At 57.7% G+C, this 13150-nt stretch carries 9 protein-coding genes; 1 reads left to right on the forward strand and 8 read right to left on the reverse strand.

The window, feature by feature from the left end:
• Positions 1–11: 11 nt before the first annotated feature.
• From PK28_RS03140 to PK28_RS03170, 8 genes are all read right to left on the reverse strand, one after another.
• Positions 12–1178 carry a DUF4249 domain-containing protein gene (locus tag PK28_RS03140; RefSeq protein ID WP_044511313.1) on the reverse strand — a complete coding sequence of 389 codons (1167 nt, stop codon included), beginning with the start codon at positions 1176–1178 and terminating at the stop codon, positions 12–14.
• Positions 1179–3959 (reverse strand): TonB-dependent receptor, encoded by a 2781-nt coding sequence (locus tag PK28_RS03145; protein WP_044511316.1) that lies wholly within the window; start codon positions 3957–3959, stop codon positions 1179–1181.
• A 55-nt stretch (positions 3960–4014) separates the two neighbouring features.
• A complete protein-coding gene (locus PK28_RS03150; RefSeq protein WP_156126221.1) occupies positions 4015–4770 on the reverse strand; it encodes a hypothetical protein in 756 nt (251 codons plus the stop codon).
• A 329-nt stretch (positions 4771–5099) separates the two neighbouring features.
• The gene (locus PK28_RS03155) at positions 5100–7505 is read right to left on the reverse strand and encodes a hypothetical protein (protein WP_044511321.1); all 2406 of its coding nucleotides are present in this window, start codon (positions 7503–7505) and stop codon (positions 5100–5102) included.
• Positions 7506–7537: 32 nt separating this feature from the next.
• Positions 7538–8485 (reverse strand): DUF4249 domain-containing protein, encoded by a 948-nt coding sequence (locus PK28_RS03160; RefSeq protein ID WP_048825515.1) that lies wholly within the window; start codon positions 8483–8485, stop codon positions 7538–7540.
• A complete protein-coding gene (locus PK28_RS20295; RefSeq protein ID WP_156126222.1) occupies positions 8472–8693 on the reverse strand; it encodes a DUF4249 family protein in 222 nt (73 codons plus the stop codon). Before PK28_RS20295 ends, PK28_RS03160 begins: the two co-directional genes overlap by 14 nt.
• 13 nt (positions 8694–8706) lie before the next feature.
• Positions 8707–11490 (reverse strand): TonB-dependent receptor, encoded by a 2784-nt coding sequence (locus tag PK28_RS03165; RefSeq protein WP_044511324.1) that lies wholly within the window; start codon positions 11488–11490, stop codon positions 8707–8709.
• A gap of 39 nt (positions 11491–11529) precedes the next feature.
• Positions 11530–12300 carry a hypothetical protein gene (locus PK28_RS03170; RefSeq protein WP_044511327.1) on the reverse strand — a complete coding sequence of 257 codons (771 nt, stop codon included), beginning with the start codon at positions 12298–12300 and terminating at the stop codon, positions 11530–11532.
• Between the two features lie 189 nt (positions 12301–12489).
• Between PK28_RS03170 and PK28_RS03175 the strand changes: the two genes are divergently transcribed.
• Entirely contained in the window at positions 12490–13128 is a 639-nt protein-coding gene (locus PK28_RS03175; protein WP_044511329.1) for a DUF1684 domain-containing protein, read from the forward strand.
• The last annotated feature ends 22 nt before the right edge of the window (positions 13129–13150 follow it).

The following is a 13150-nucleotide window of genomic DNA, read 5'->3' on the forward strand; positions in this document are numbered from 1 at the left end:
TTTAAAGCGGCTTACGGCCAGAAATCGGGCTTCACGTCGGTGCCGCGCAGGCGGCAGTCCACACAGTCCGGCGTTGAATAAGTATATCCTACCACAAAGGCTCCGTCGCTGGAATAGAGGGTGGTTACGGGTACATAATAGGGCACCTTGCCAAAAAACATATGGGGGGCATCCTTCACATCTAAGATGCCTGGCGGCACACAGGATTCATACCCGTTTATGGGGTTCCAGCGCCATTTGGCCGGCAGCTGACCCATGGTGATAAAGATGCGTTTTTCGGCCACGGAGTGCACTCCAATGTAGCCCAGCACCACTTCCTGCTCATCAGTAATACCGTGCACGTTGCCGGTTAGCTGCACGGGCAAGGGGTCATAGAGGGAGCCCAGGTTTTCCGTGTTTTTCTGCAGCATCTCCCAGTAGCTATATTCCTCCCGGGTCTGGGCATATTGCTTCACCAGAATGCTATAAGTGCGGTTTAGCCGTTCGGTGGTGGTAGTGATGGACTGCAGTAAGTGCTTGGACACTACATCCCGGGCCAGCTGGGTGGTTTTGGCCAGACTAATCCGGGTTGATTTGGCATTGCGCCAGCACAGAATGGGGTAGGGCTTTTCAATATCCTGGATTTTGCCATTCTTAAACTCAATATCAGGGCGCAGCAGGGGTGCTATTTCCCAGGTTTCCTCATAGTCCCAGCGGTAAAAGCGGGTAGAATCCTGGTCATCGTGGGTACTTACGCTGATGGCTACGCCTTCGTCGTTTCCCTGCCAGGTGACGGAGTCGATGGCCGGGGTAAGGCGGACGGGAACAAAATCAGAGGCGTAATTCTTGCCGGCCAGGGTGGTCAGCAGCAGCCGGTATTGCCGGGCGGGCGCCAGCGTCAGCGCCTCCGATTGGTAAATGCCGGGGCTGGTTTCGCGCAGCAAATAGCGGGCGCCGCCTTCTTCCTCAATGGCTACCTGGGCGCTGATTTCCTGCGGCGCCGCGGTTTTTTCGCGGATGGCTATGGCGCGGGTAAGCGTAATGGTGGAAATACCCTGCGCGTTGATAAACCCATCTACCACCAGATAACCGGGTGCCGCGCTGATGGACTCGGGCAGGTAGGAATCGATACAGCCCACCAGGCCTATAATCAGGCTCCAGAGGAGTAACCGCCGGCCATGTAGCGCGAGGAATTTCATCTAGAATTTGAAATTATAGGTAACGGTGGGAATGGGCTGCCCAAAAATGGAGAGCTTATACCCGCGAATACGGCCGTTTTCCGAGCGGAAATAGATGGAATAAGCATTGCGGCGCCCCGTCAGGTTGTATACGCCCACCGTCCAGGAGCCCTGCGCCAGCTTCTTTACTTTGTGGTTGCCTTCAATATTCAGGGCCAGGTCGGCGCGGTAGTAGTCGGGCACGCGGTAGGCGTTGCGCTCCGAGTAGTATACCCGGGGCGAGTTGCCCACGTAGTATTTGGCCAGCGGCAGCGTAATGGGCCGGCCGGTGCTGTAAGTGAAGTTCAGCGAGGCGCTCAGCCGGCGGTTGACGCGGTAGTTGCTGATCATCGTGAAATCGTGGGGCTTGTCGAAGTTGCTGGGATAAAAGCGGCCCCCATTAATCATATCGGAGGTAGTGCCCGAGTTTACCTGCACCAACGAGCGGGAGTAGGTGTAGCTCACCCAGCCATTTATTTTGCCCGTTACCTTCTTCACCATTACTTCTACGCCGTAGGCCTTGCCCAGCGCATTTACAATGTCTGTCTCAATGTGGTGGTTCAGCAGCAGCGTGGCGCCGCTCTTGTAGTCCACAAAGTCGCGCAGCCACTTGTAGTAGGTTTCCACCGATGTTTCAATGGTGTTGGACTTGAAGTTGCGGTAGTACCCCACCGATACCTGGTCGCCTACCTGCGGCCGGATGTTGGCGTCGCTGAGCTTCCAGGTGTCGGCCGGCGACACGGAGGCCGTGTTGGAGAGCTGGTGAATGTACTGGCGGGTGCGGTTGTAGCTGACCTTCACGGAGGTGTTTTCCGTGAGCGAATAGCGCGCCGACAACCGATACTCCGGCCCCTGATACGTGGCTACGGGCTTGCCCGCGGCGTAATGAATGGTGTCCGTGATGGAAGCTTCGGAGCGGGATTCGCCCAGCGCGTAACGGTACACATCCCGGGGGCCCAGGGCGGTAAACAGCGAGTAGCGCAGCCCAATGGCCACCGAAAGGCGAGAACTGATGTCAATCCGGTCGGAGGCATACAGCGCGCTTTCCAGCGCTTTCTCCTGCGGCAGAATATCGGGCCTTACCAGGGAGGCCTCGCCGGTGGGCGTCTGGCTGCCGGGAGAAATATTGTAGAACAGGGAACTGGCGCCAAAATCAACGGTGTGCTTGGCGCTCGGGAAATAGCTGAAATCAGCCTGCAGATTTTGCTGGCTGATGCCGTACTGCAGGCGGGCGGCGTTTACCGGGTTTTTATCACTCTCAATATCATAGGCGTAGTTGCTGTAAGCGCCCGTGAATACTCCGTAAAGCTTGTTGTTGAAGTTGTGCTGCCATTTCAGGCTGGCATTCTTGTTCACGTAATGATACGAGGTGTCACTGGCCAGCCGGAACTTATCCGCACTCAGATACCCCGTAGCGTACAGCGAGTTTTTATCGTTCAGCTGATGGTTGACGTGGGCACTGATGTCATAAAAAGACGCCGAGCTTTCGCGCAGCTTTTTATCCGAGAGCAGGTGCAGAATCCAGTTGGAGTAGCTGCTGCGGCCACTGATAATAAAGGCGCTTTTGTCCTTCACAATGGGCCCTTCCAGCGTCAGGCGACTGGTAAGCGGGCCAATGCCGCCCGAGCCGGAAAACTTCTTCTTGTTGCCCTCGCGGGTCTTAATATCCAGTACCGAGGAGAGGCGCCCACCGTACTTGGCCGGAATGGCGCTTTTATACAGCTCCACGCCCTGCAGAATATCGGGGTTGAAGGCCGAAAAGAAGCCAAACAGGTGCGAGGGATTATAAATAGTAGTGCCGTTAAACAGAATCAGGTTCTGGTCGGTGGCTCCGCCGCGCACATTCAGGCCGGTGCTGCCTTCACCCACTGATTTTACGCCGGGCAGCGTCAGAATAACGCGCAGGATATCGGCCTCCCCAAAAGCGGTGGGCACCTGCCGGATGGTCTTAATATCCAGCTTTTCCAGGCCCATCTGCATGCCGGTTACGTTCTTGTCCTTCTCGGCTTCAATCACTACTTCCTTCAGGGTGGTAATATCTTCTTCTGCCTCAATTTCCAGCTTGCCATCGGCCTGGAGCAGAATCTGGCGGCGGGTGTTTTTAATGCCGATGCCCCGGATTTTAATATTGTGGCGCCCCACCGGCAGCGTGAGGGAATAGTAGCCAAACTGGTCGGTGCTGGTGCCAATGGAGGGCGACTCCGTATAAATGGTAGCGCCAATCACCGGCTCCCCGGATTCCAGTTCCCGAATATGTCCCGCCAGGGTAGCTTTGCCGCTGCCCGAGCCCCTGGCTCCTATTTCATACACGCGCCCTTCCGCGCTGCGCACGGTGGTGGTCTGGCTGTTAGTAGTTACCCGCTCTTCTGGTGCTTCTGCCATAGCCGCTACGGCCCCGGCGGCTTCCGGAGTAAAGAAATTGCCGGGCAGGTTAGGGTCGATGGTGGCACCCGCGGTAATGAACACGCGGTTCTCACTATCCATAGCAAACCGGAAGGGCGTGTTTTGCAGGGCCTGCTCCAGCGCTTTGCGCACGGGCTGGTTTTGCACGTGCAGCGTCACAAACAGGCTGTCTACGGTAGCGGGGTCGAAATAAAAGCGCACCTCAGCCTGCGACTCCAACTGGCGGGCAAACTGCTCGAAGGGTATATGGTTGAAGCTGCCGGTGACGAGCTTCTCCGCGGGCTGCTGCCCAAAGCTGCGGTGGCTGATCAGGGTAAGGGCAAAGCACAGGCAGAATAACAGCTGGTAAAATTGCTTCATAGAGCAGGCAATGGAGACGGATTAATACTGGGACGCGGTGCCGTACGAAGCTGTTTTAGTGGGAACTGAGGCCATTATAAAAGCGCGTGAGCTGCACGATATCCGTTTCCCGGGTTCCCTTCCGGAATTTGAGGTTATTGGCCCGGATATATTTCTGCACCTCTTTCCCCTGATCCGCAAACAGGCGCGTAACCGCGCTCCGGCTGTTGGCGGCGTAATAATTGCCTTCCTTTCGAAGAAAAAGCTTGTCGGCCGGCGTAAACTCCAGCCGGGTTTTTCCCTCGTAAATGCGGTCCTTTTGTTGTTTTGTCCGCTTGGCCACCACCTGCACGGCACTATCTACCAGCACTTCATAAAAGCCTGTTTTAATAACTGCCCCGCTCGAGCTGTCGGCCTCTATCCGGATAAAGTGATGATCGGCCAGGGAGAAGGAGCGCACTTTCTCATTCACTAGCCGCAGGCGCAGGGGGCTGCCGGGCTGCTGCAGAACCACCTGCTCCAGCACAATATCATACACCAGCTGCAGGTTCGGGAAGTAATGGTCATTGTAGAATACACTGCCTGTAGCCGGCTCAGGCAACAGAAAAAACTGGTGCCCGATATTATTGGGGTACCGCCGGGCATAGTCTACATACTCCGGCCCATTAAACAGCTGGGAATGGACGGGAAAGGATTTGGTATACTGCTGCCGGAGCTGATCAACCGAGGCCGATAATGGAGAAGCGCTTGTTGGCGCTGATTGCGCCATAGCCAGCGGAGCCACCGTGAGCAGACAAAGCAAAAGGATAATCTGGCGGATAGGTATGGGCACGGGTACTAGTGTTCAAATGGGTGATGGTCAGTGTGTTGATGAGAATAAAAATGTCCTTAGGCCGTAGGGCTTATCACTGCCACTAGTCGTTTCCTGCACCTGTTTTATTCCGGTAACCGCACTTTTCTATTCTGCTAAAGCGGCCCCTGCCAACTCATCATTTTGCTGCATAAGAGTAGAGGCAAAAAGTAAGGTTTAGGTTGCACGAAGGGGGCGCACAGCAAAATATTTTCAATTTACGATGATATGCTGAAGCGAACAGAATACCCGTTAGCCGCCTGCGGGCAACTGCACGCTGTTGATAACTGCCCGCCGGCATCTGTAATGCTTTATAAGATGGGGTTTACCTCAAACGTGAAGCTCCCGGTACCCGCTATGCCGGCGGCCGTGAGGCCCTGCACCACTACCCGGTAGTGCCCCCGCAGGTCAGAAGTGTAAAACGAAAGCGCCTCGCCCGGCGCAGTGGTGGTATTTACGTTGGGATTCCAGTACAGCAGGTTGCGCAAATCGGGGAGGCGGCTGGCTTTTTCCTGGGGCGTATCGTAGCGGGGGGCGTAGAACTCGCGCAGCGGCAGCAAGCCTTCGTATTCCTGCACCAGGGCTTTGGGGTCCAGCTGAAAGCCCTCCAGGTTGCCCTTGTAGGTAGTAAAGCTCATAATCCCATTATACAGCAGCCGGCCCTGCATAAAGCGGCTGGTTACTACTTCCAGCTTCTGAATCCGGAGCGGGTCCATGGCCATGAGCTTGTTGGTTTGGAACACCGGCACTCCGTCCAAGAGCACCAGAGGCGGGCTGGTAAACAGGGTCCGGTTCACCCGGTCATCCACTGTAAAATGAAAGCCATCCTTTCTAATGCGAACTTTCACCCCGGTCACGTATTCGCGCAGCACTTCCTCCATCACTTTAAAGCGTGTGAAATCATCCAGCCGGTAGCGCTCATCGGGCTGGCCGTAGAAGGCCAGCGTGTCGGGCGCGGGTGTTCGGTATTGGGTTTGTTGCTGGCGGGCATAGGCATTCTGGAGCTGCGTCTGCAAATGTCGACGGGCTACCTCTGCCCGGAATGAGGCGCTGAAAGCAGGTAAGCGACCGGGCAGTGCCCCGGCAAAACGCTGCGAAAAGGGGTTAAAAATCTCGAAGCTATACGTGCTGTCCTGCTGGGTATTGGCCTGCAAAATGATGTCGCGCGGGCCATATAGGCCATTTACTTCAAACTGAACTCCACCATCTTCCGCACTAATGGCATTATACACCCGGGCAACCCGGTTGGGCGAGGCCAGATAGGTAGTGAGGCCGGCCGCCGGCCGCCCCGTGCCGCTATGCCGCACCAGCCCCCGCACCAGGTGCCCGCGTAATTCCAGCGGAAACTCAAGCCGGGGAGGTGCTGCGGCCAGTACCTGCTTCCAGCTGAAGCGGCTCCACCCCTGCGTCAGCATCAGATTATCGGTGGCCTCCGCTACTTCGGGGCCGGTAGCCATCAGGTAATATTCCGGCTGCTCCACGTGCCCTTTCAAGTCAGAAGTCAGCCAGACATAGCTGTTAAAGTCGGGTGTAGCATCGGCAGAAAGCGAATCGAGCCGGTACACGGCCACAGAAAGATTGGCGGGTACTGCCTGACCGGCAGGCCCCGCCGTTTTCAGCTGCAAGGACACTTTCTCCCGGCCGGTATACTGCCGCTTATCCGTTTGGGCCGTGACTACCAGCTGCTGCCGGGGCTGGCGGAAATACAGCCGCTCGCAAAGCGGCTGGCGGCGCGCGTTAAACAGCGTGAAGTGCGAAATACCCTCGGCCAGCTCCGCTTGGTTTATAGTAAACACCGCCCGTCCGGCCACTAAGGGTGCCTGCGCCGAAACCAACAGCTGCTGCCGGGCATGGCCCAGCAAAACCACGGTTTCCGATGTGGTAGCGGGAGAGGCCTGCACGGTTATCGTGAGCTGCTGCTCATTAGGTTGCTCCAAATGCAGCACGTAGCCCTGCTCCTGCACAACAGGCAGCTGGCGCGTGAGGCGCTGGCCATTGGCCAGCCGAAGCACGGCCTTGTAGGGAGCGTGGGCAGAAGTGGGGGTGAAGGTGAAGCGGCCCATACCAAACCGCAGGGTTTGAAACGCGGCTACCAGCTGGCCCTGCGCATCCAGCACCGAGCCCGTGGCGGCCAGACTGCGGCCGCTTCTATCCAGGACTTTGAAGGCCACCTGACCCGGCAGGCCTTTCACCAAGTAGCCACCTTCCGGGAAAAACTGCACATCATAGCCGGCCGTATCGGGGGCGGCAGCGGTGCCCGAAGCACGCAGTGTGTTAAGAATAGTGACTGGCTGGTGGAAGTAGTATTCGGGACCAAAATTCTTCATCCAGCTGGTGTAGGCCCGCACCGTATACCGGCCCGAAGGCAGCGAAGCCGGCAATGACAAGGAGCCGTACCCGATGGCTTGCTGCAGGGAAATCTGCCCTTGCAATACCGGGCGCTGCTTGCCATCCAGTACTTCTACATACGCTATGCTGCTTAGCGGCAGCGGCCGGGAATAAGTGCCATCTATCACGTACGCTTTAAACCACATCATTTCTCCACTTAGATAGGAGGGCCGGTCCAGGTGCAGAAACAGCTTCTCGTGCACCGCCTGCTGCTGATACCGCTGAAACTGCCGGCCCACGGAATCAGCCGGCGACTGCGCCCGGGCCGGCGCCAGCCCCAACACAGTGCCGGCAAGGCACAGAAGACGGAAAAAAGCCTGAAAACGCATACAACTAAAATGAAAACAAGCCCGGCCGCTGCTTAAGGCCAGAAGCTGGGTTTGAGGTTGCTGCCGCGCAGGCGGCAATCCACGCAGGGAGCGGTTTGGTAGGTGTAGCCAATGGTTTTGCCGGCTTTGTCGGCGGCCGGCCCTACCGGCACGCGCAGGGTGGTATCGGTGAAAAAGATGGCGGGCTTATAGGGCGTTTTGGCAATGAAAATGGTGTCCAGCAGCATGCAGCCGGCATACTCCGGGTTAGCGCTAATCCAGGAGGTAGGCAGGGTGCTGTTATCAATAAAAATGCGCTTCTCGCTTACTGTGCCGGCGCCTATGTAGCCCAGTACCGGCTCCTGGCTGTTGGTGGTGTTATGGATATTGCCGGTGAGCTGGCTGGGCAAAGGGTCGAAAAGCCCGCCAATGGACTGCGTATTTTTCTTCAGCGTTTCCCAGTACTGAAACTCCTCCTCGGTGAGGGCAAACTGGCGCACCAGAATGCTGTATTTATACCGCAGCCGAATGGAGTTGGCCGGCAGGAAAAGCAGGCGGTAATCCAGCACCGCGTCCCGGCTGAGGGCTACCGTGGAAGCGGTTTGCACGGCAGTGGTGTTTTCCGTGCGCCAGCAGTGGTAAATGTCATTCCGACGCGGGAGCAGGGTGTCGCCCTGCTTTTCCAGGCCACTCTTCGCGCCCGAGGTAAACTCCCAGGTTTCCTCGTACTCCCAGCGGTAGTACTGGCTGCGGGCGGCATCGTCGTGAGTGCTGAGATACAGCTGCACGCCATCGGCCTGCACCCGGCCGGCCAGGGAGTCGATGGCCGGGGCCGGTTTCACGGCCACGAAATCCGAAGCGTAGTCGCGGCCCTGGGTGGTTTGAATGCGCAGGCGGTAGCGGTGGTCGGTGGGCAGCTGCTGATTGGCGGAAGTATAGGTGCCCGGGGCACTTTCCGGCAGTGCCCAGCGGGTGCCGGCATCGTCCTCAATGGCTACCACGGCCTGGGTTTCCGGGGGGGGGGCCCTTTGGGGCGGCCAGGTTGCGCGTGCGCGAGAGCTGAATAGTAGTAGCGCCGTGGGTATTAATGTAGCCCGTTACCACCAGAATATTGACGGGCTCCTGCAGCACCTCGGGCTCAAAAGGCGTTACGCAGCCGGCCAGCAGCGGCAGGAGCATCCAGTAGAAAAGCCATTTCCAAACACGCATATCTCAGGAGGGGCTAAAATCGGAAGTTGTAGGTAATGGCCGGAATAGGATGGGCAAAAATGGCCATCTTATATCCCTTAATCTGCCCATTCACAGTTTTGAAGTACACCGAGAAAGGGTTGTCGCGGCCCGTCAGGTTATACACACCCAGCGTCCAGGAGCTGTGGGCCAGCTTGCGCACTTTGTGGTTGCCTTCAATATTCAGGGCCACATCGGCGCGGTAGTAGTCGGGCACGCGGTAGGCGTTGCGCTCGGAGTAGTACACCCGCTCGGCGCCGCCGGCGTAGTAGGTGGCCAGCGGCAGGGTAATGGGCCGCCCGGTGCTGTAGGTGAGGTTGAGGGAGGTGCTCACGCGCCGGCTGAAGCGGTAGTTGCCAATCAGCGTCAGGTCGTGGGGTTTGTCGAAGTTGCTGGGGTAGTAGCGCCCGCCGTTTACCCGGTCGGCGGGCGGGCCGGCATTAGCCTTTACCAAAGAGCGAGAATAGGTATAGCTCACCCAGCCATTGAGCTTGCCCGTGAGCTTGCGCACCAGTAGCTCTACGCCATAGGCCCGGCCCATGGCATTCACGACATCGGTTTCCAGGTGGGGGTTGAGCAGCAGCGTAGCGCCGCCCTTATAATCCACAAAGTCGCGCGTAGACTTATAATACAGTTCCACGGAGGTTTCTACCGTGTTGCTCTTCAGGTTGTGGTAATAGCCCATGGATGCCTGGTTGCCCACCTGCGGGCGGATGTAGGCGTCGCTCAGCTTCCAGATATCAGTAGGCGAAACAGCCACCGTGTTCGACAGCAGATGCAGGTACTGGCGGGTGCGGTTGTAGCTCAGCTTCACGGAGGAGTGGTCGGTAAGCGAGTAGCGGGCCGAAAACCGGTATTCCGGCCCGTGGTAGGAGGCCAGCACCTTCCCGGCGCCATACTGCACGGTATCAAGTATACTCGAGGTAGATCGGGACTTGCCCGGCGCGTACTGGTACACGGCGCGCGGGCCCAGGGCCTGATAAAGCGAGTAGCGCAGCCCCACCGAAACCGACAGCCGGGGCGTGATATCAAACCGGTCGGAAGCGTACAGGGCGCTTTCCAGGGCCTGCTCGCGGGGCAATACATTGGGCGTTACCAACGACTCCGCGCCCGAGGGCCGCTGGCTGCCCGGCTCGATGTTGTACCGCAGGGAGCTCACCCCAAAATCTACGGTATGGCGGGCGTTGGGGAAATAGCTGAAATCGGCCAGCCCGCTGTACTGCCTGATGCCGTAGGCCAGCCGGGAGGCCGTGGCCGCGTCCCGCTGACTGGTAATGTTATAACCGTAGTCGGAGAGGGTGCCCGTGAGTACCCCGTAGAGCTTATTGCTGAAGGAATGCCGCCACTTCAGGCTGGCCGTTTGGTTGTTGTAGCGGTACGCCGTATCACTGGCCAGCTGAAATTTATCGGCGCTGCGGTAGGCCGTCAGGTAGAGGGTGTTTTTGTCGGAAAAGGCGTGGCTGACGTGGGCGGCCAGATCATAAAAAGAAGCCGAGCTTTCCTGAAAGGTTTTTCCGGGCAGCAGCTTCAGCAGCCAGTCGGAGTAGCTGCTGCGCCCGCTCAGGATAAACGCGCTTTTGTCCTTCACAATGGGCCCTTCCAACGTCAGGCGACTGGTAAGCGGGCCAACACCCCCGGAGCCGGAAAACTTCTTCTTGTTGCCTTCCCGCGTGGTGATGTCCAGCACCGAGGAAAGCCGCCCGCCGTACTTGGCCGGAATGGCACTTTTATACAGCTCCACGCCCTGCAGAATATCGGGGTTAAAAGCCGAGAAAAAGCCAAATAGATGGGAAGGGTTGTAGATAATGGCATCGTTGAACAGAATCAGGTTCTGGTCGGCAGTGCCGCCGCGCACATTCAGGCCGGTGTTGCCTTCACTCACTGACTTCACACCCGGCAGCGTGAGCACCACCCGCAGGATATCGGTTTCACCAAAGGCCGTGGGCACCTGCCGCATGGTTTTGATGTCGAGCTTCTCCAGGCCCATCTGCATGCCCGAAACGTTCTTGTCCTTCTCGGCTTCAATCACCACTTCCTTCAGCGGGATAATATCCTCCTCGGTTTCAATGTCCAGCTTGCCGTTGCCGTGCAGCACCAGCTGGCGCCGGGTATTCTGAATGCCGATGCCGCGCAACCGCAATTCATGGCGGCCCAGGGGCAGCGTGAGGGAGTAATAGCCGTACTGATCGGTAGTAGTTCCGACTTTCAGGGCTTCTACATACACGGTAGCGCCAATCACCGGCTCGCCGGAAGTTTGGGTGCGTATGTGGCCCGCTACCGTGGCTTTGTTGCCTGGCGCCGCGCTTCCTGCCGTTCCAATTTCGTAGCGCTTCAACTCGGCGGCACTTACGCTGGCCACCCTCCCGGTGCCTCTTTCAGTCGGCACTACTGGGGTTTCCTGCGCGGTTTGTTCCGTTGTGGCCAGTTGAAAAAAGCTTTCCGGTACGGTAGCCTGCAGAGGCGGCCCACCCAGAATATACACCCGCTTTTCCTCCTCATCCAGCACAAACTGCAGTGGCGTGCCCCGCAGGGCCAGCTCCAGCGCCTGGGGCAGAGGTTGGGCGCTTAGCTCGGCGGTTATGGCTAGGCTATCTGTCTCGGCGGGGTTAAAGTAAAAGTGGTAGCGCGTCTGGGTTTCCAGCTGACGGATAAACTCTGCAAACGGCACCTGCCGATAGGTGCCGCTGACCACTTCCGGGGTGGGCCGTTGCTGCCCATAACCCGGCTGCAACAGGCTGCTGAGTGCCAGTAGCAGTACTATCCGGTAGAGGTATTTCATGAAAGGCGCATGCAGCAAATAAGGGAAACAGCCCGGGAATTAAGGTGTGGCCGCCGGCAGACTCTGGTAGTAGCGGATTAGCCGGACCAGGTCGGCCTCGCGGGTGGCTTTTTTAAAGCGGAGCTTCTGGCTGCGGCTAAATTTCTGCAGCTCTTTCCGCTGGTCCGGGAAAATGCGCAATACCGGGGCCAACTGGCTAACCGGGTAGTAGGCGTTGCCCATCTGCACATACAGCTGATCAATGACGCGGAAAACCGGGTAATAGATTTTCTGGTCCGACTGCTCCTTCATTTCTTTCCGACGTTTGGCCAGCACCCGCACCGGGCCATCCAGCAATACCTCGTAAAAACCGGTAGCTACCGCATGCGGGGCACCGGGCTGGTTTTCCAGCCGCACAAACCGATGCGTCCCTACCGTAAAGCCCGCTACCTTTTCTTCTACCAGGTGCAGAAACAAAGCCGTAGCCGGCTGCTGCAAAACCAGCTGATCCAGCCGGATATCGTAAAGCAGCGGGACGTTAGGGTAGCTATGGCCCCAGTATGCCACACTGCCCAGTTGGGGCTTGTTGGATTCAAAAAACTGGTGCCCCTCCGATTTGCGGTAGTAGCGGGTATAGTCTACGTACTCTTTGCCATGGTAAAGCTGCGACTGATCCTGCCGCATGGCCTCATAATGGTGGGTGAGCTGCCGGGCAGCAGCCGTGAGAAATGTGGAGTCCGGGTGCGGCACCTGCCCCCGCGCCGCCAAGGAAACCCCGAAGGCCAGCAGGAAAAGAAAAAGACAGGTTTTAATGCTGTCAGCGTAAGGCATCTACCTCGATGGCTTGAATAGTAGATGGAAGGGCAAGGTTTTGCAGCATAATACAGCTTCTGGAGCAGCGGCCGGGCGCTTTTCTGAGAAAGGTAAACAATCGGCAGGCTACATTGAAATAACTTTCCGCGGGTGCCCTGGGAGGCTTGGTTATCAGAATGAAACAGCGGGGCCACTTATCTTGCGGCTATGAAAACCAGCTTGCTTTTCCTGTTGCTGCTCCAGGGCCTGACTGCCTGGGCACAAGTTCCGCCTGCTTCCCGCAGCCTACGCCCCACGGCCGCGGAGCACGCCCGGGCTGTAGCAACCTTTCAGCAGGAACTGAACGCGGAATACCGTAACCCCGCGGAGTCGCCACTGACGCCGGAGGACCGCGCGGCTTTCACGGGCCTGCTCTTTTTTCCGGTTAACTACAGTGCCTGCGTAGAAGGCCGGTTTGTGGCTGATTCGCTCTCAGTGCCTTTTGCCATGCAAACCAGCACCAGCCGCCGCCCCATGTACCGCAAGTATGGAGAGGTGCATTTCACATTAAGTGGCCAGCCCCTAAAGCTCACGGTGTATCAAAACCAGGAGCTGATGCAAAAGCCGGGGTTTGAAGACTACCTCTTCGTGCCCTTCACTGACCCCACCAATGGCCAAACCAGCTATGGCGGCGGGCGCTATCTGGATGTGCGCACCGGCCAGATACAGGGTGGCATGTTGGTGCTGGACTTCAACCGCGCTTATAATCCCTTCTGCGCCTACAGTGGCCGCTACTCCTGCCCCGTGCCGCCCGCCGAAAACCGCCTGCCCGTGGCCATAGAAGCCGGTGTGAAGAGCCCGCATTAATTCTAACTTTTCGCTCCAAAAA

This window comes from Hymenobacter sp. DG25B (assembly GCF_000801315.1).
GTDB lineage: Bacteria > Bacteroidota > Bacteroidia > Cytophagales > Hymenobacteraceae > Hymenobacter.